The organism is Streptomyces luteoverticillatus, from assembly GCF_003970715.1.
GTDB classification, from domain to species: Bacteria; Actinomycetota; Actinomycetes; order Streptomycetales; family Streptomycetaceae; genus Streptomyces; species Streptomyces abikoensis.
The window spans coordinates 5,506,261-5,523,534 of record NZ_CP034587.1; the positions used below are offsets into that span (position 1 = coordinate 5,506,261).

Consider the following 17,274-nt stretch of genomic DNA (forward strand, 5'->3'; position numbering starts at 1 on the left):
CTAATGGGGTGCGGCGGGACGTAAACTGGACGGCTGTTGTCCAGGGGGGTCCCACCGCACCCCTTCCTTGTATTTCCTACGTAACTGGAGTCGACCAGTCATGCAGCACGAGACCGAAGCATCGCTGGTCGGCCACGAGTACGAGGTCGAGGTCGGCCCGGTGGCCCACGGCGGCCACTGCGTGGCGCGTACGGAGTCGGGCCGGGTTCTGTTCGTCCGGCACGCGCTGCCGGGCGAGCGGGTGATCGCCCGAGTGACGGAGGGCGAGTCGACGTCCCGCTTCCTGCGCGCGGACGCGGTTCGTGTGCTCGAGGCCTCCAAGGACCGGGTCCCGGCCCCCTGCCCCTTCTCCGGTCCCGGCAAGTGCGGCGGCTGCGACTGGCAGCACGCGAAGCCGGGCGCGCAGCGCCGCCTCAAGGGCGAGGTGATCGCGGAGCAGCTGATGCGTCTGGCGGGCCTCACGCCGGAGGAGGCCGGCTGGGACGGCACGGTCATGCCGGCCGAGGGCGACAAGCTCCCCGCGGGCCAGGTCCCGGCCTGGCGCACCCGCGTCCAGTACGCGATCGACGCCGAGGGCCACGCGGGCCTGCGCAAGCACCGCTCGCACGAGGTCCAGGTCATCGACCACTGCATGATCGCGGCCGAGGGCGTCAGCGAGCTGGGCATCGAGAAGCGCGAGTGGCCGCAGATCGCCTCGGTCGAGGCCATCGCCGCCACCGGCTCCCACGACCGCCAGGTCATCCTCACCCCCAAGCCGGGCGGCCGCCTGCCCATCGTCGAGCTCGACAAGCCCGTCTCCGTCATGCGCATCGGCGAGCGCGACAAGCAGGTCCACCCCGTCCACGGCCGCGCCTTCGTCCGCGAGCGCGCCGACGACCGCACCTACCGCGTCGGCGCCGGCGGCTTCTGGCAGGTCCACCCCCAGGCCGCCGACACCCTCGTCAAGGCCGTGATGCAGGGCCTGATGCCGCGCAAGGGCGACATGGCCCTCGACCTCTACTGCGGCGTCGGCCTCTTCGCCGGCTCCCTCGCCGAGCGCGTCGGCGACAAGGGCGCCGTCCTCGGCATCGAGTCCAGCAAGCGCGCCGTCGAGGACGCCCGCCACAACCTCCGCGACCTGGACCGCGTCCGCATCGAACAGGGCAAGGTCGAATCGGTCCTCCCGCGCACGCGCATCGACAGCGCGGACATTGTTGTCCTGGACCCGCCGCGAGCTGGTGCGGGCCGCGACACCGTCCGCCACCTGGCCACGCTGGGCGCGCGCCGCATCGCGTACGTGGCGTGCGACCCGGCGGCGCTGGCGCGGGACCTGAAGTACTTCGCGGAGGAGGGCTACGAGCCGGTGAAGCTGCGGGCGTTCGACCTGTTCCCGATGACGCACCACGTGGAGTGCGTGGCGATCCTGAAGCCGGTGAAGACGGAGGGCTGAGCTGCTGGCTTCGTACGTGCGCATGAGGTGCGGCACGAGCGTTGTGTGCGGTATCACGACGTTCGGCAGCATCCGGCCGACCGATGGCGATGTGCGGAGCGGACAGCACGATCAAGCGAGATCCGCCAAAAGGTCCGTCAAAGCCACCTCCTCCTCGACCCGTACCCCGAGCTCGCTCAAGGCCTGTGCCAGCCCAGGGTCCCAGGGTGATGCGGCCGGCGTGCCCGTCAAGGGCGGAAGCTGCGAGGCGGTGGCGGCCCGAGCGCGGTAGTCGGTGGCCGTGAACCGCCACGGGCGCCATGGCACATGGCTCAGCAGCACGTTCGCTATCCGGAGTCCGCCCCAGTCGAAGTCGCCGTGGTAGAGGAGAGCGGCTCCGTCCGCGTGCAAGTGGCGCAAGAGAGTGAGGGCGGCTGTGGACGGTTGGCCCTGGAGGCAGACCAGGGGTGGGCAGTCGGGGCCGTGGGCGTCGGCGGCGGCCGCCAGGACCGCCGGGTTCTCGCAGATCCGTACCACCGGCGGTGTTGCCCGGGGGCGTTGGTGAGTGAGTTGCCGGAGGGTCAGGACACATGGTTCGCCGGTTTCGGCCATCCAGTCCAGGGCCGGGGTGCCGCGAAGGTTCAAGGTGAGGACCGTCGAGGACAGCTCGTCGCGCAGTAGTCCCGCTGACGCCCATGCATCGCGCCGCCACGCGGCGCCGTTGCCTTCGGGGAAGCCGGTGAGGGCACGGATACCCGAGAGTGTGAGCGTAGCCAGGAGAGTGCCCTCGTCCAAGGCGTGCGCGCTGCCGAGTGCGCGGGCGGCGAAGGCTGGCAGGGAGACAGCCGGTTCGGCGGGGAGTTCCCGGAGCACCTTCGTGGCGTCGACGGACAGTCGCCTGGCGGCTTCAGGCGTTCGGGCGAGGCGTCGTACGAGGTTTTCGGTACGTGGATCGGTGGCCCAGGCGGTGAGGTCGGGTCGGTCGTGGCTCAGGGCCTGGAGCGGCTGATACGCCTCCTGCCAGGCACGGGACTCGTTTTGGCGTGCCCGGCTGAGGGGGACGACGGGACCTGTCAGGGCTTCTACAGCCGCTGCGAGACCGTCGGGGCTGACGCCGGAGCGGCGCAGGACCTCGTCCACGGCGTCGAGCCGGAGGGCCAGTGACCGGCCTGCGCGTGGCGTGCGGCCCAGCAGGCGTTCGACCGCCAGCCTCTGCGCTTCGGTGGGGGTGGCCAGCGAGACGGTCCCTGTGAGGGGCTGCTCGCGTTCGAGGCGTCGCCGCGCGCGCTCGACCAGCCACGCGAGCTCGGGGGCGCCGAGCAGTCGGCGGAGGCGCTCGAGATCGATTCCGGCGGGCGGCGGGGCGCTCATGACCACAACAGGTCCGGGCTGTCCACGGCGGACTCGTCCCGCTCGTACGTCGGCTCCTCCCGCCGCACCCGCGCCGAGCCGTCCCACTCCCAGCGGGTGACCAGGACCGCCGCGACGTCGTCGGTCCGTGAGAGCTGCGCGATGGCGATGCCGGGCACCTGCGGGTAGCAGGCCCACTCCCGTTCGCTGGTCATCACCACATCCAGGTCGAAGGCGTGCAGCAGGCCCAGGCACTTGGCCCGCGAATCGTCGTCGACTCCCGCGAACGCCTCGTCGAGGGTGACCAGACGGGGTGCGTGAGGGTTGCCCGCGCTCGCATAGTGCGAGGACGCGGCGGCGAACAGCGGCACCGACACGGTGAGGACGCGTTCGCCACCCGAGGCCGGTCCGGTGGCCGGGACCCAGCGGCCCTGCTGGTGGCGTTCGATGCCGAATTCGTGCCACGTGCGGTAATCGAGGGCGGTGGTGAGGTGTTCGAGCCAGCTGCCCGCGGCGTCGCCGGTCTGCTGCTGGGCGATCTGCGCCTGCAGGAACTCGCCGACCGCCTCCCGGTCCTCGGGAGTCCAGGCATCGGCGGACTGACGCAGGCGTTCCCGCGCCCGGTCGAGTCCCGCCGGGGCCTTGCGAGAGGCCCGCCACACCAGGCGCAGCTTCATGCCGGTCGAGGTCGGGCGTTCCTCCAGCTCGGCGTTCATGGCCCGTACGTGCCGCTCCGCCGCGCCGATCAGTTCCTGCAGGGTGCCCGCCACCTCGGTGACGAGGTGGGTTTCCAGGGCCTCCCTCTCATGGGCAGTCAGTATGCGGGTGAGTTCACCGACCTCGATGGCCAGCGCCTCGGCGAGTTCGGGTACGGCCCGTTCACGGCCCTGGTAGACGATGTCGACGACCATTCCGTCCTCGATCACGCGGGCGGACGCTGTGTGCCCATGCCGGGACAGGGCGTCCTGCAGCGTCTTGAACTCTTCGCTGAGCCGCCCCTGTACCCGCTCCCAGGCCCCGTCGGAGTCATCCGTCCCGGACAGTTCCGTCTCGATGGAACGGGCCAGGGCGATGGCGGGGGTGGCCGCCCATGGACCTTCGCCGGCGGGCGGCACCGCCAGACCGGGCAGGGCCACCGCGATCAGGCCGGTGCCGGCGAACCTCTGGAGACCCGCGATCGCCTCGGCACGGGCGGAGGCCGCCTCGACAATCCCCTGTTCGAGCTGCTCGATACGGCCTTCGGCCTTGCTGGCCCGACGGTCCGCGTCGGTGTGCCGCCCATGCGTGCGGCGCTGCTCGGCTCCGCATTCGCGCAGGGAGTCGGTGGTCTCGGCCAGGCGGCGCTGGAGTTCGGCGACGGCCGCGCCGACCATGGAGCGCAGGGTGCTGTGGCGCTCGGCGGCGGCGGTGGCCTCGCGGGCCGCGTCTGCGGCTCGCAGCGCGTGCTCCTCGGCCCGCTGCTCCGCTTGCTGGGCCTCGTCGCGTTCGTCGTCCGCCTGACGGGCCGCTTCGGCGCGCTCGCGCAGGATGGGCCACAGGTCGGCGAGGACGAGGGTGAGGCCGGTGAGGGCCTGGCGTACGGCGGCGAGCCCGGCCCGGTCGGAGGGCAGGCCCAGGTCGGCGGCGGTCGTGCCGAGTTCCGCCGTGGCCCGCTCGGCCTGTTGGGCCGCCTCGTTGAGATCGGCGGCCCGTTCGTCGCGCCGGGCACGGTCGCGGCGCACGGCGCCGGCGGCTGCGGCCACCTGGGCGTACGCCTGCCTGAGCGGCGCGTCGTCGGGTACGGCGGCCAGCTCGGCGTCGAGCCCCTGGCGGCGCGCCACGACGGCCTCGGCCTCGGCCACGGTGGCGGCCAGATCGTCTCGAAGCGCGGCGAGCTCCGTGCGCAGAGTGGCCATACGGGACCGGCGCGCCTCTTCACGGGCGCCCTCACCGATGTATTCCGCGGAGGACTTGGCCCACCGGCCGGTGAGCGCACCGACGCGGAAACGTCCGTCCGTCGCCGCCCAACTGTCCGCGCCGCCCGCCTCACCCAGCCCGATCGCCGCGAGCAGCCGCGTCACCGTCTCCTCACCGACCGCCGCGGCCCGTGCATCACCGTGATCGACGGCCGGGCGCAGCGCATCGGCCAGGGACGGGCCGGTCAGGAGCCCGGTCCGTGGCGCGAGCAGCACATCGTGCCCGTCGGGTTCGAGTGCCGTGCCGTCCGGGAGCACCCAGGCGTCCAGCAGGCCGGATGCCTCCAGGGCCGCTTCCAGCCCCGCGCGGTCGGTGTCGCCGAGTCCGTCCCGGAAGTCGACGAGCCGCCACAGGGGGGAGCCGGTCGCCCGCTCGCGCAGCCCCGGGGTACGGGTGTACGGGGCCTTGGGCCCGCGCTGGCCTCCGGCTTCGAGCGCGGCCAGCTCCTGTTCCATGTCCCGTACGCGGGACCGCAGCCCGGCCTTGCGATGAGTCAGGCCTGCCGCGTGATCGGCGAGGCGCGCCGACGTGGCGCGGTGGGCGCTCGAGGCGCGGGTATGGGCCGGGTAGGGCCCGTCGAGGTGCCGGGTCCACTCCTGGAGCTCGTCCAGGAGGCCGACCGGATCCAGGTATGCCAGCTCGTGGCACTCCTCGGCGTGCCGGCGTACGGCATCCAGCAGCGCCCGGCCGGCTGCCGCCGTGGTCTCCTCCGCCTTCTGCTGCGCCTCCGCCGCGAGTGCGAGGTCGGATTCCGCCTCGTCGAGCCGCCGGGAGGCCGCACGACGCTCGCTCGCGGTCCGGTCGGCCTCGTCGGCGAGGCGTTCCACGTGGGCGAGGTTGCGCCACGTGCGGTCCGTCGCCTCCTCGGCCGCCTCCCGGGTCGGCTCGTCCGGCAGGGCGACCAGGGCCTTGTCGGCTTCCTCGCGGGCCCGGGCGAGGATGGTGCCGGCCTGGCGCCGGGCCGAGGCGAGCCGGTTCTCGGCCGCGCCGAGCCGTTCCACTGCTCGCTTGTGGAGGCGTTTCGCCTCTCCCCGGTCGGCTTCCGCGCGCTCCCGTTCCCCCGCCGTGCGGGCCGCATCCGTGGCCGCTTGCTCCAGTTCACGGGCGCTGCGCATCTCGGGTCCCGCGCGCAGGGCGGTGTCCTGTGCCCGCAGCCGTGTCTCGGTCTCCTCCAGAACGGCGATGCGTTCCTCGGCGGCTGCCCGGTCCTCTTCCGCGCGGGCCTTGTGCGCCTGCGCTTCCACGAGATCCCGCTGCAGGTGCTCGTACCGGGAGTGCTCGCTGCGGGGGAGGCGGGCCCGCCGGCGGGACGCGACGCGGGCGTAGCGCCGGTAGTGGTCCAGGAACGCCGAGGCGGCGTGCTCGGCCTCGGCGGCGGCCCGCAGTTCCTCCTTCTCCTCGTCCAGGGAGCGGAAGGCCTCCGCCGCGTCGGCGACGACCGCCTGGTCCATGGGCGGCAGCGCTTCGGTCAGCGCCCGGGAAAGAGCGGCCTCGTTGGGCCGCTTCGACAGCTGGGGCTGGCGCAACTGGATGAGCAGGTCCACGAGGGCGGCGTACCGCTGCTCGCCGAGCCCGAACAACGCTTCGTCGACGGCCCTTCGGTAGGCCTTGGCCTGGTCGTACACCATGCCGTGCCCGGCGATCGCCTCGGCGAGCCGGTCACGGGACAGGGCGGTGCGGGTGGCGTCGAGCAGGCTGAGATCCCGGCCGACCCGCTGGTCGGTGACCGCGTACCAGTGGCGGGCGATGCCGCGCCCGGTGACGGCCTTGAGCCCGCAGGCGAGCGTACGGAAGTGGGCCTCGCCGGTCGTCCCGTCCCGTCGGCCGAACTCGATCCAGGTGTAACCGAGCCGTTCGGGATGAGGGTGTTCGCCCCCGAGGAGCAGGTTCCACTCCATGCGCTTGCCTGGGTCGCCGTCGGGCTCGACACGGCGCGGGGTGAGGTCCCCGTCCAGCAGGAACGGCAGGGTCAGGGCGAGAACCTTGGACTTACCGGTGCCGTTGTTGCCACGCAGCAACAGCCGTCCGTCGCGGAAGTGGAACTCCTCCTCGTCGTAGTGGAAGAGGTCGACGAGCCCGATGCGCATCGGTTGCCAGCGGGAGCGCGTGGGGACGGGGAGGGCGGTCACTGCTTGCTCGCCTTTCGCTGCTGGGGCATGCGCCGGTTGCGGGGTTCGAGGACGACGGCCTCGCCGACGGCGTACCGGGCGAGGGCCGGGCGGGGCGCGATCTCATCGCCGCGGCGGGTGATGAGTCCCAGGGCGGTGAGCTTGGCGAGTGCCTGCTCGACCAGTTCGCCTTCCGCTCCCGGTTCCTTGGCGGACTTGGCCCAGAAGCCTCCGTACGCGACGGCGAGTTCACGGACCTTTCGCTGGAGCTCACCGATGGTGACAGGCCCGTCCGCCGCCGCGAGATGCTCGGTGAGCAGCAGAGTGACGTGGCCGTGGGTGCCCTGTTCGGGCATGCGGACGTCGGTGAGGTCGTCGTCGGGGTCGATCATGGCGATGCCCTCGGCCCGTACTTCGGCGACGAGCCCGGTCAGTTCCGTGATGCGGGCGATGAGGAAGCCGCGCTGCCGGGTGAGATAGGCGAGTTCCGCGTCGGTCAGCTCGTCGTAGTACAGCACCGGATCGTCGAGCAGGCGACGGGTCAGTGTGCGGCGCATCGCGCGGAACCGCAGGTCCTCGCTGTCCAGGGCGGTGTCGGTGGTCAGCTCGGCCAGCCGCTCGTCGAAGGTGTCGGCTCGCACTGTGGAAGGGCCTCGGCGGGTGGCGAGCAGCCCGGCCAGCACGCGGCGCTCGACGTCGTACAGGACGTCGCCCGCTCCGCTGACGTACGCCTCCTCGTCACCGGCGACCCGCCGCAGAACACCGAGACTCAGCAGGAGTTTCACGACGGCGGCGAGATCGAGGCGCTCGTCGCGGCGGTCCAGGGTGAAGTGGATCCCGGCGGCGGTGAGGTGGGGATCCGCCGCGTCCATGACGACCTGATCGGCGAGGCGACCGAGTGCTATCTGGGCTTCGCTCCGTTCCAGGGTGGCGAGGGCGAGGCAGAGCAGGACATAGCGTCGGCGGGTGAAAGGGGCGCCGGCCCGGCCGACCTCACGAGCGGGGTGCGTCGGGTCGGCGGGACAGCCGGGAGCCTTGCGCAGGCGGGCCGCTTCGGCGTCCACGTGGAGGGACCAGCCGGTGTTGCGGTCGAACCACGCCCGCAGTTCCGAAGCGTGGCGGCGGACGAGCCGGAAGTCGTCCGAACGCGGTCCGTGGGCGAGGAGGAGAGGTTCCTTGAGCAGAGCGCGTGCGGCTTTGCGTAGCTCCGAGGAGTGTTGTCCCTCCAGGACCTCGGCGAGCGGGGTGCTCATCGCCTGCTGTCCCTCTCGGTCAGGTCGATGATCTCGACGATGTGGTCGGGGCCCCGGAACGTCCCCCCGGGGGTGGTGACCTCGGCGGTCGTGCCGTCGCCGAGCGCTGTGAGACGGATCTCCATGGAGCCGTCGTTGCTGGTGGCGGACGTGTGCGTCATGCCGGGCCGCCAGGTGGCGAGGGCGTCACCGAGGAGCTGGAGGAAGAGGCCGAACGCGAGCGGGTCGAGCTCACCGAGGGCGGAGAGCCGGGTCGCCCCGTCGGTGGCGAGCCGCGCCCGCGCGGTGGCGGTCTCGGCGGCTTGCTTGGCCGCGATCTCGGCGAGGTGGCGGCGTGCCTCGGAGCGGTCCTCGACCTTGCGGGGTTTGCCGCGCCGTTCGTAACTGCCCGTGCGCCTCAACTGAGGGCTGATACGAAGGGGTTCTGCTTCGGCCCACGGGGTGGCAGCCGGTACGGGCCGGGCCATGCGGGTGGCGAGGGTGTCGGCGTCGACGGTGAGATGACGGGAGGGGTAGAGCCCGAACGCGCTGCGCCACAGGCGGTGCCGGGCGTCGTCGTCGGGTGCCTCGGCGAACCAGCGGGCGAGCGTACGGAAGTCGGCGGAACGGTCGGAGCGCCCGGCTCTGCGTTCGTTCAGCGACCGTACGACCGCCAGGAGCTGGGGGATCGCGCCGAGAGCCCGGCCGCGCAGCAGCCGCGCCTGTGATTCCCGTCCGTTCCTGCTGATGAACCAGGCGGCGAGCCCGTCCCAGCGCCCGGTCCACCGCGCGCACGCCTCCCGCTCGGCGTGTTCCGCGTCCTCCGGAGAGGCGTCGGCGGCCTCGCGAACGGCGGCGGTCCGGAGCAGCGGTGCGATCACGTCGCCGTCCTCCAGTTCCAGGATCAGCTGGGCGATGCGTCCGCCAAGCGTGATCAAGTCCTGGATGAACCGCTCCAGATACTGGATGAGCCGGTCCTTGTAGGCGAGGAAGACCTCCTCCTCGACGTCGTGCAGGTCGATGGTGCGCTGCAGAGACCCCATGAAGGCCCGGGCGTTCTCGGCGAGGGTCGCGAACCGGCTGGTCAGCGCGTCGAGTGCGAGGTAGGTCTTGGCCGGGTCCGGTAACTCTTCGGCCCCCAGGACAAGGAGAGCACGCAGTTGGGTGACGATGTCGTGCAGCGCGACCGCCTGGAGCGCGCCCCGCCGGCCCAGCGCTTCGTCATACGCGGAAAGCGCCTCCTCCGCCGCCTCTCCCGCCTGGGTGAGCTGGTAGACGAACCGCTTGCGGTAGAAGTCCTCGACAGCGGTGACGCGGGCCGTATCGGGATCGGCGCGCAGGTTGCCCCACTTGACGAGGCTGTCGAGCGCGTTGACCACGGCATCGAGCTCGGCCGGACGCTCACCGGCGGGCAGGGCGGCGTGCACGTCCTCGGGGCGCAGGTGTACCGCGAAGCGCTCCTTGGCGGTGAGGAACGTCTGCATCGTCCGCCGATAGAGGGCGGAGCCGGGTGCGGTCAGATGCGCGAAGGGGGCGTACAGGGGAGGGGCTGGGGATTTGGGCGTCGGGGTCATCGCCCGGTCATTCTTTCCGATAACTCGTGGCATGGGTGCGTAAAGCTGGGAATCTCACAGGTCGAAGCAGCGCCTGTGGGTTTGTGTCGCACGCTGCAACTGGCTCGCCCCGCCCGCTTAGGGGAACGTTTCTCCACAGGGCGAAGCATGTTCGATCCCGGTGGGCCTATCGTCTGTGCTCCTTCCGACCCGAGAGGGAGCGAATCATGGACGCTCTACGGCACATCGCCGCCGGCCTGGTGCTGGACCTCGCCGCCGTCTGTCTGCTGGCCTTCGCGATCTACTATCCGCGCCATCGCCGACGTGACCTCGTACCGGCCTACCTGGCCCTGAACACCGGCCTGTTCACGGTCGTCGCGGCCTTGGCGGCGGTGGGCGGCAGAGGGGCGGCCGCGCTCGGGTTCGGGCTGTTCGGGGTGTTGTCGATCGTGCGGCTGCGGTCGGACGCGGTGCAGCAGGAGGACGTCGCGTACTACTTCACCACGCTCGTCCTCGGCCTCGTCTGTGCGCTGCCGAATGTGACGGTGCCGGTCAAGGCCGGGCTGAGTGCGGTACTGCTCCTCGTGCTCTGGGTCGCGGACAGTCACTGGCTGCTGGCCCGCTCGCGCCGCGCCGTCGTCACTCTCGACCGGGTGCACCGTGAATCCGCCGCGCTCCGGGCCGATCTCGCCAGGCGATTGGGCGAGCCACTGCGGTGGACCGTCATGGAGGTGGACTACGTCCGTGACCTGATGGTCGTCGACGTCCGGTACCGCGAGCCGGACCTGGACGAGAGCCCGCACCTCGGCACGGAGGTCTTGGCCGGACTCCGGGTCGCACCTGTCTGCGAGCCGGTATGACCGCCGCCATGGCAGCTTCCACGACAGCCGCGCGGGCCGTCGCGCGGGTGGCTTGGGCCGCCGCACCCATCTCCCTGACCGAAGTGAACGAACGGGCCGGACTGCTGACCCGTTTCGACCGCAGCTATCTCGTGCCCGCACCGGTCTTCCTGAGCATGGCCGGCTGGCTGACGGATGCCCGGTGGCCGGGTGGCCCCTTCCGGGTGCTGGCCATCGGCGGGCGTCGGGCCTTCCGGTATCACTCCGTCTACTACGACACCCCGGAGCTCCGCTCCTTCCACGACCACCGCCAGGGCCGCCGGCTCCGCTTCAAGATCCGTGAGCGGGTGTACGAGGACTCGGGGGAGCGGCAGTTCGAGGTCAAGCTCAAGGGGAGGCGTGGTGCCACGGTCAAGCACCGTCGCGCTCTGACCGGCTCGGAGACCCTGCTCGACCCCCATTGCCGCGCGTATCTCGCCGAGACCCTGCAGCGGGTGCACGGCATCGACGCGCCCACGGCCCTGCGCCCTTCCCTCACCACGGACTACCTACGGACGACTCTGGTGGGCGACGGCGAACGCGTCACCTGTGACGCGGGCCTGATCTGCGGCGACCCGCGCACAGGGCGGGCCGTACGCGGCGACGCCGCGCTCGTCCTCGTCGAGACGAAGTCCGCAGGCCACCTCAGTGACGTCGACCGGCTGTTGCACGCTCATGGGATGCGACCCGCCGTCTTCACCAAGTACTGCGGAGCCTTGGCGGCTCTTCGCCCCGCCCTCCCGGCGAACCGCTGGCGGCGGGCGGCCCGGCGGGTGTTCGGGGAGGGCGGGTGACGTGGAGGGCGGATGACAGCAGTCGTGAGGAGCGCGTCAGTGCCGTACTGGCCTCTCAGACCAGCGGTCGGTACGCCGTCAGCGTCACCGACAGCGTGACCTCGTACGGCTCCCGCAGCGCAGCGATCCGTGCCGCCAGGGCTTCGCCGTCGCGGTGCCAGGCATTCGGGCCCATGCCGACCAGTTGGGTCAGGGCGTGGTGGTCGAGCGTCATGGTCGTCGTCAGGGCGCGTGACGCCGTGGTCGAGAAGTGCGGGGCGAGCTGGTCGGAGAGGCGCTGTTCCTTGCGCTCGTCCACGCGCATCAGGTCGAGGGCGTCGATCAGCTCCTGGAGGTGGTCGGTGCGGGGCGTGACGACCAGGAGGGTGCCCCGCGGGTGGAGGACCCGTCGGAGCTCCGGGCCATTGCGGGGGGCGAAGGTGTTGACGACGAGCGCGGCGGAGGCGTCCTGCAGGGGGAGGGCCTGCCAGGCGTCGGCCACCACGGCGCCGATGCGCGCGTGCGCCTTGGCGGCTCGGCGTGCGGCGAACTTGGAGATGTCGAGGAGGATGCCCTCCGCCTCGGGAAAGGCGTCCATGACATGGGACTGGTAGTAGCCCGTGCCGCCGCCGATGTCGAGCACGCAACCCTCGGCCGACGAGTCGGTCGCGTCGCGCGCCAGGGCGACCAGCGCGTCGGCGATGGGGGCGTAGTGGCCGGCGCTCAGGAATTCCGCGCGGGCGTCGACCATCTCCCGGGTGTCGGCGCTGTACTTGACCGCCCCCGGGAGCAGGTTCACATAGCCCTGCTTCGCCACGTCGAAGGAGTGGCCGTTCGAGCAGGCCAGCGCACGGTCCTTCATGGCCAGGGGAGCGGTGCAGTGGGGGCAGTGCAGGTACCGCACAATATGGTTCAACATCGCGTACCGATCGTACCGTTATGCGTGATGCGTCAGGCCCGGGGATTCCGGGGTCGCAGGCCGGTGAGGGCCATGTCGACAAGGCTGTCGGCGAATTCGTGCGTCAGCGGCTGGCTCCGCAGCAGCCAGCGCTGGGCGAAGGGGCCGAGGATCAGCTCCGCGGCCAGGCGCGGGTCGATGTCCTCGGAGACCTCTCCCGCGTCCTGCGCGGCGCGGATCCGGTCGACGTAGGCCTGGGTGCCCGGTTCCATCACCTTGCTCGTGAAACCGGCGGAGACCTCGGAGTCGTTAACCATGGCCACGTAGAGCGCGCGATACGGGGCCTGGAACGCCGGGTCGTTGAACTCGTCGACCGTCGCCCGCAGCACGGCCTTGAGGTCCGTCGCGAGGTCGCCGGTGTCGGGCAGCGTGCCTTCGCCGGCCTCCATGGTCTCGGTGAAGGCGTCGAGCAGGACGGCCCCCTTCGACGGCCACCAGCGGTAGATCGTCTGCTTGCCGACGCCGGCGCGGGCCGCGATGCCCTCGATCGTCAGCTTGTCGTAGCCGGTCTCGCCGACGAGGGAGAGGGCGGCCTCGCAGATCGCCTGGCGTGAGCGCTGGCTGCGCCGGGCGGCGTCGGGTGCTGTCTTGTCGGGCATGAAACGGGAGTGTAGCGAGTGATCGAGGCGATACGTTTCGTTTCGCCGACGGGGTGGTGTTTGGGCGCCCAAGAGCCGGCCCCTGGGCCGATCGGCCCCCTAGGGGCGCGTGTCATTGGGCCTAACGGGGGCTTTTTATCCCTAGAATCGCGGGATGTACATACCCAGCACGTTCCCCGGAGGGGTGGTCCGGTGAACCGGTCCGAGGCGACTGATGAGCAGTGGGAGGGGCTTGCCCAGGTCGTTCCGTTGCGGAGCCACCAGGCCTGGCCGTCCTGGCCCGACCACCGGGCCCTGCCCGAGGAGGAGCCCGCCGAGAAGCAGCGACGGCTCGTCGTGCTCCGGGTGCAGATCTTCGCGGACGCCCGCGAGGTCGCCGAGCACCTGATCGCCCGCGTCCCGGTGCTGCTCGACCTCACGAGCGCCGACACCGACGTGGCCAAGCGCATCCTCGACTTCTCCAGCGGTGTCGTCTTCGGGCTGGGCAGTGCCATGCACCGGGTCGACACCAATGTCTTCCTGCTGGCCCCGGAAGGGACCGAGGTGGCCTCCGGGTACCCCGATCGTAGGAAGAATGATCAGATGAAACGGTTTGGCTGACGACGTGCCGCCTACGGTCCTCAGACATGGACGCCGCCAATCCGCATAAGCGCCCCGTCGTGACCGAACTGCGGCTTTCCGCTTTCAAGTCGCACCGCAACGCCGTCTTCCCGCTCGATCCGCTGACCCTCTTCCGGGGCGGCAGCGGCAGCGGCAAGTCCAGCGCCCTGGAGGCGTACGAGGTACTCGCCCGGCTCGCGGGCGGTGACACCCTCGACGAGGCGCTGGCCCCGGTGGCCGGCGGCGCCCAGGCGTGCGTACCGCAGCAGGCCAGACCCGACGCCCAGGGAAGGCGGGGCTTCCGGATCGGGTGCACCGTGGAGGGCCCGGTGGGGCCGGTCCTGCTGGACGTGGCCGTCCAGGCCGAGCCCGAACTGCGCGTCGTCGGCGAACGGCTGACGGGGTCGGGGCTGACGCTGCTCTCCACAGCGCTGCGCGACCCCGGGCTGCCGAGGGTCGAGGCCGCCTGGCACACGGCGGGGTCCGTGCCCGTCACCCGCGCGCCCCTGCCCGACGACCGGCTGGGCACGGCGCTCCTGCCACTGCGGGTCGCGGGGAAGACCGCCGGGCAGCGGATGGTCCTCGACGCCGCCGAACAGGTCGTGATCGCCCTGCGCTCGGTCTTCCCCTGTGACCCCCGGCCCGAGCTGATGCGCGCGCCGGTCGCCGCGCGCGACGGGCGACTGCGCGGCGCGTGCGACAACGTTGCCGCGGTCCTGGGGCGCACGCGCAACGAGTGCGTCACCCGGCACGCCCTGCTGGTCGCGGCTGCGGACGCGGGGTGTCGCGGCCCGGTCGACGGGCTGTCCGTGGAGGGCCTCGACGGCGGGTTCGTGCGGGCCGTCCTGGGACGGCAGACCGGGGCCGCCACCCCGCTGGAACGGCTGGGCGATGGAGAGCTGCGCTATCTGGCGCTGTGCCTGGTGCTGCTGACGGGGCCGGGGGTGCTGGCGGTGGATCCGGCGGCTGAGGTGCTGGAGGCCCGGCAGGTGCTCACCGTCCTGGCGGACGGCCTCGACCGGTGCCTCGACGCACGGCAGGCCCGGGAGCTGCTGGAACTGGCGGCGCGGATGTGCGAACGAGGGCACATCAGACTGGTGGGAACGCTGCGGGGAGCCGCGGCGGAAGTGGCCGGTGAGGTGGCAGGGGCATCGATGGTAGACCTGGGGGCGTGAGTGAACACCCTGAACAAACTGAGCACCCTGAGCCCCATGAGGAAGCCCGCCGTGGCTGCTCTGACCGTCATGACCACCCTGACGGGTCCGGCGGACCTGCCGGATCTGACGGGCCTGCCGGGCCGCACGGACCTGCCGGACCTGACCGCCGTGAGCCCGCCGGGGCGGCGGGTCTCGACGTCCGGGCGCTGCAGGACCGGCTGGCGGCCTTCGCCGCGGCACGCGACTGGCAGCAGTTCCACACCCCCAAGAACCTGGCCGCGGCGCTCAGCGTCGAGGCGTCCGAACTGGTCGAGATCTTTCAGTGGCTGACGCCGGAGCAGTCGGCCCGGGTGATGGAGGAACCCTCGACCGCGGCGCGGGTCGAGGACGAGGTCGCGGACGTCCTGGCCTACCTGCTCCAGTTCTGCGAGGTGCTGGGCATCGATGTCCTGGCGGCGCTTTCGGCGAAGATCGACCGAAATGAGCGGCGATTTCCGGCACTGAAGGAGGCCGGTGACGGCGTCGCCGACCACGGCGGTCGTCACTCTCCGGAGTGATTGAGTTATCCACACCGCATTTGGTATCCACAGATTTCTGAATTCCCCTGGCTTTTCCGGCGGTTAGTCATCACTCTGGGTAGTGAGAGCGGGCGGACGGAAAAGCATGGGGGACGGTCATGGAGGCAGTGCGGCTCATCGTGGCCACTCGGCACGCCCTGGCGCAGGCCAGGGAGGTGCGGGACATCGTCGTCGAGGCATGGCAGGCGCAGGCGCTGGCCGAGGCCATCGGCAGCCATCTCGCCCTTCACGGGCCCTTCGAGGCGCGCGCGGCGGCCCTCGGCCTCAGCGAGGCCGGGGCCCGGGCCTCCGGCGCGCTGCGCCAGACCGCGCTGCGGTCCGGAGGCTTACGAGCGGCGCAGCTCGCCGAAGTGCGTGACCCCTGGGCGGCGTTGACGGACCTCGGAGAGCTCCTGGGCGAGGTCGGCATCGCGCTGGTGGGCGTCGCCGGCGCCTGTGATGAGGATGCCGTCTACTGGCAGTGCATAGAGGCGATCGACGCCGCCGACGAGACCAGCGACAGGATCGGAGGGCTGCTCAGACGGCTCGCCCTGCGGACGCGAGGCGGTGCGGCATGAGGCGCCCAGGGGATTGCCTGGGGGAGTGGAGGTCAGTCCGTGCCGGCGCCGCCCCTGGGCGAGGTGGGCTCGGCGGGCTCCTCGGGCTCGTCGCCGACGGCTCGCCGCTCCGACGACTGAAGGTCGGCGTCGAGCTGCGTCAGATCGGCGTTGAGCGCCGCCATCAGCTCCTCCATCTGTTGCAGCAGGCCCTTGGGTGCGCCCTGCTGTGGGGAAGCGGCCTGGGTGGGCACGGCCTCGTCGGGCGCGGCTTCCTGGGTCATGGTGGCCTCCTCGGCCCTCGCCCTCCCCGAGCGGTCGGGCGGCGTTGCGATCATCGCCTCCGGCAGCGGACACCGGTGCGCGGGCCGGGCGGTCCGGCTCCGCCCGAGCCAACGATCAGCCGGACGCGCCGGACACTGGCGGAGGCTCCGTGGGCCGCCCGGCACGGGCGAATTTCACCCGGCCGGAGTGAGTAGGGGAGGGCGTGAGGCGATCTGTTGACGTCTGTTCGAGCGGGCGGGGCTGAGGCGCGCGGAGGGGGGCGCGATAGTGGTGGGAAGAGGCCCACCCAGCCGCTGGAGGAGCACCTTGACGTCCGCCCCTGATACCCCGCCAGGCACCTTGCCGATGACACCGCCTGACGTGTCCGGAGTGCTGGATGCGGGGGTGCCGGACGCGCTGCCCGGCACCCCGCTCGCGGCCGCGCTCGCGCGAGGGCCGCTCGTCCTGGACGGCGGGCTGTCCAATCAGCTGGTGGCCCAGGGCTGTGACCTGTCCGACGAGCTGTGGTCGGCCCGGCTGCTCGCCGACGACCCCGCGCAGATCGAGGCCGCGCACACGGCTTATGTCCAGGCGGGCGCCCAGGTGCTCATCACGGCCGGCTATCAGGCGACTTTCGAGGGGTTCGCGAAAAGGGGAGTGAGGAGGGAGGAGACGGCCGCGCTGCTGCGGCGGAGCGTGGAGCTGGCGCGCCGGGCGGCCGTGCGGGCTGAGCGGGAAGTCTGGGTCGCCGCGTCCGTCGGGCCGTACGGGGCGATGCTCGCGGACGGCAGCGAGTACAGGGGACGGTACGGGCTGAGCGTCGCGGAGCTGGAGCGGTTCCACCGGCCACGGATCGAGGTACTGGCCGGGGCCGGGCCGGATGTGCTGGCGCTGGAGACCGTGCCGGACGCGGACGAGGCGCGGGCGCTGCTGCAGGCCGTACGGGGCTGCGGGGTGCCGGTGTGGTTGTCGTACAGCGTCGAGGGCGGGGCCACCCGGGCGGGGCAGCCGCTGGCGGAGGCGTTCGCGGTGGCCGCCGGGAACGACCAAGTGATCGCCGTAGGGGTCAACTGTTGTGCGCCGGGTGATGCGGACCGGGCGGTGGAGATCGCCGCCCGGGTGACGGGGAAACCGGTCGTGGTCTATCCGAACAGTGGGGAGGGATGGGATGCGCGAGCAAAGGGCTGGCGGGGGCGTGCGACATTCGATCCCGCGAGGGTCGCGGTCTGGCGGGCCGCCGGGGCCCGGATCGTCGGCGGCTGCTGCCGTGTCGGCCCGGAACGGATCGCGGAGCTGGCCGCGCTACTGGAAAAGCAGTAGGAAT

15 protein-coding genes are annotated in these 17,274 nt (G+C 71.8%); 8 read left to right on the plus strand and 7 right to left on the minus strand.

The window, feature by feature from the left end:
• Positions 1-100: 100 nt before the first annotated feature.
• Positions 101-1,429, plus strand: a complete 1,329-nt coding sequence (locus EKH77_RS24610) for a class I SAM-dependent RNA methyltransferase (protein ID WP_126916481.1) — start codon at positions 101-103, stop codon at positions 1,427-1,429.
• 111 nt (positions 1,430-1,540) lie between these two features.
• On the opposite strand, the gene EKH77_RS24615 is transcribed toward EKH77_RS24610, so the two are convergent.
• From EKH77_RS24615 to EKH77_RS24630, 4 genes are read right to left on the minus strand one after another with little or no spacing between them, the layout of a single operon-like run.
• Positions 1,541-2,779, minus strand: a complete 1,239-nt coding sequence (locus EKH77_RS24615) for a TIGR02679 family protein (protein ID WP_126916482.1) — start codon at positions 2,777-2,779, stop codon at positions 1,541-1,543.
• Positions 2,776-6,843 (minus strand): TIGR02680 family protein, encoded by a 4,068-nt coding sequence (locus EKH77_RS24620; protein ID WP_126916483.1) that lies wholly within the window; start codon positions 6,841-6,843, stop codon positions 2,776-2,778. The genes EKH77_RS24615 and EKH77_RS24620 overlap by 4 nt, the downstream gene beginning before the upstream one ends.
• Positions 6,840-8,075, minus strand: a complete 1,236-nt coding sequence (locus tag EKH77_RS24625) for a TIGR02678 family protein (RefSeq protein WP_126916484.1) — start codon at positions 8,073-8,075, stop codon at positions 6,840-6,842. The genes EKH77_RS24620 and EKH77_RS24625 overlap by 4 nt, the downstream gene beginning before the upstream one ends.
• Complete coding sequence (locus EKH77_RS24630) at positions 8,072-9,628, minus strand: TIGR02677 family protein (protein WP_126916485.1); 1,557 nt, start codon at positions 9,626-9,628, stop codon at positions 8,072-8,074. The genes EKH77_RS24625 and EKH77_RS24630 overlap by 4 nt, the downstream gene beginning before the upstream one ends.
• Before the next feature lie 206 nt (positions 9,629-9,834).
• Between EKH77_RS24630 and EKH77_RS24635 the strand changes: the two genes are divergently transcribed.
• A complete protein-coding gene (locus EKH77_RS24635; protein WP_126916486.1) occupies positions 9,835-10,467 on the plus strand; it encodes a DUF4956 domain-containing protein in 633 nt (210 codons plus the stop codon).
• Between the two features lie 8 nt (positions 10,468-10,475).
• A complete protein-coding gene (locus tag EKH77_RS24640; protein ID WP_164737854.1) occupies positions 10,476-11,279 on the plus strand; it encodes a polyphosphate polymerase domain-containing protein in 804 nt (267 codons plus the stop codon).
• Positions 11,280-11,334: 55 nt separating this feature from the next.
• Here the strand turns inward: EKH77_RS24640 and EKH77_RS24645 are convergent, their stop codons facing one another.
• Both EKH77_RS24645 and EKH77_RS24650 read right to left on the minus strand, forming a co-directional pair.
• Positions 11,335-12,177: a putative RNA methyltransferase gene (locus tag EKH77_RS24645; protein ID WP_126916488.1), complete on the minus strand. Its 843-nt coding sequence runs from the start codon at positions 12,175-12,177 to the stop codon at positions 11,335-11,337.
• 32 nt (positions 12,178-12,209) lie between these two features.
• Positions 12,210-12,815: a TetR/AcrR family transcriptional regulator gene (locus EKH77_RS24650; protein WP_126916489.1), complete on the minus strand. Its 606-nt coding sequence runs from the start codon at positions 12,813-12,815 to the stop codon at positions 12,210-12,212.
• 192 nt (positions 12,816-13,007) lie between these two features.
• Here EKH77_RS24650 and EKH77_RS24655 point away from each other — a divergent pair, with 192 nt between their 5' ends.
• From EKH77_RS24655 to EKH77_RS24670, 4 genes are all read left to right on the plus strand, one after another.
• Positions 13,008-13,415, plus strand: coding sequence for a cell division protein SepF (locus EKH77_RS24655; RefSeq protein ID WP_126916490.1), 408 nt, complete (start codon positions 13,008-13,010; stop codon positions 13,413-13,415).
• Between the two features lie 26 nt (positions 13,416-13,441).
• Positions 13,442-14,590, plus strand: a complete 1,149-nt coding sequence (locus EKH77_RS24660; protein ID WP_126916491.1) for an ATP-binding protein — start codon at positions 13,442-13,444, stop codon at positions 14,588-14,590.
• Positions 14,591-14,778: 188 nt separating this feature from the next.
• Positions 14,779-15,129, plus strand: coding sequence for a nucleotide pyrophosphohydrolase (locus EKH77_RS24665; protein ID WP_126918265.1), 351 nt, complete (start codon positions 14,779-14,781; stop codon positions 15,127-15,129).
• A gap of 119 nt (positions 15,130-15,248) precedes the next feature.
• Positions 15,249-15,707 (plus strand): DUF6099 family protein, encoded by a 459-nt coding sequence (locus tag EKH77_RS24670; RefSeq protein ID WP_126916492.1) that lies wholly within the window; start codon positions 15,249-15,251, stop codon positions 15,705-15,707.
• Between the two features lie 32 nt (positions 15,708-15,739).
• Here EKH77_RS24670 and EKH77_RS24675 read toward each other — a convergent pair whose 3' ends face one another.
• Entirely contained in the window at positions 15,740-15,970 is a 231-nt protein-coding gene (locus EKH77_RS24675; RefSeq protein ID WP_126916493.1) for a hypothetical protein, read from the minus strand.
• A 361-nt stretch (positions 15,971-16,331) separates the two neighbouring features.
• Between EKH77_RS24675 and mmuM the strand changes: the two genes are divergently transcribed.
• Positions 16,332-17,270 (plus strand): homocysteine S-methyltransferase, encoded by a 939-nt coding sequence (gene mmuM / locus EKH77_RS24680; RefSeq protein ID WP_417922184.1) that lies wholly within the window; start codon positions 16,332-16,334, stop codon positions 17,268-17,270.
• Positions 17,271-17,274 lie beyond the last annotated feature (4 nt).

Bases quoted from the DNA above. Each gene is read 5' to 3' on its own strand.
- EKH77_RS24645 (WP_126916488.1), bottom strand. From the start codon at position 12,177: ATGTTGAACCATATTGTGCGGTACCTGCACTGCCCCCACTGCACCGCT.
- EKH77_RS24675 (WP_126916493.1), bottom strand. From the start codon at position 15,970: ATGACCCAGGAAGCCGCGCCCGACGAGGCCGTGCCCACCCAGGCCGCT.
- EKH77_RS24610 (WP_126916481.1), top strand. From the start codon at position 101: ATGCAGCACGAGACCGAAGCATCGCTGGTCGGCCACGAGTACGAGGTC.
- EKH77_RS24625 (WP_126916484.1), bottom strand. From the start codon at position 8,075: ATGAGCACCCCGCTCGCCGAGGTCCTGGAGGGACAACACTCCTCGGAG.
- EKH77_RS24650 (WP_126916489.1), bottom strand. From the start codon at position 12,815: ATGCCCGACAAGACAGCACCCGACGCCGCCCGGCGCAGCCAGCGCTCA.
- EKH77_RS24670 (WP_126916492.1), top strand. From the start codon at position 15,249: ATGGAGGCAGTGCGGCTCATCGTGGCCACTCGGCACGCCCTGGCGCAG.
- EKH77_RS24635 (WP_126916486.1), top strand. From the start codon at position 9,835: ATGGACGCTCTACGGCACATCGCCGCCGGCCTGGTGCTGGACCTCGCC.
- EKH77_RS24640 (WP_164737854.1), top strand. From the start codon at position 10,476: ATGGCAGCTTCCACGACAGCCGCGCGGGCCGTCGCGCGGGTGGCTTGG.
- EKH77_RS24630 (WP_126916485.1), bottom strand. From the start codon at position 9,628: ATGACCCCGACGCCCAAATCCCCAGCCCCTCCCCTGTACGCCCCCTTC.
- EKH77_RS24615 (WP_126916482.1), bottom strand. From the start codon at position 2,779: ATGAGCGCCCCGCCGCCCGCCGGAATCGATCTCGAGCGCCTCCGCCGA.
- EKH77_RS24660 (WP_126916491.1), top strand. From the start codon at position 13,442: ATGGACGCCGCCAATCCGCATAAGCGCCCCGTCGTGACCGAACTGCGG.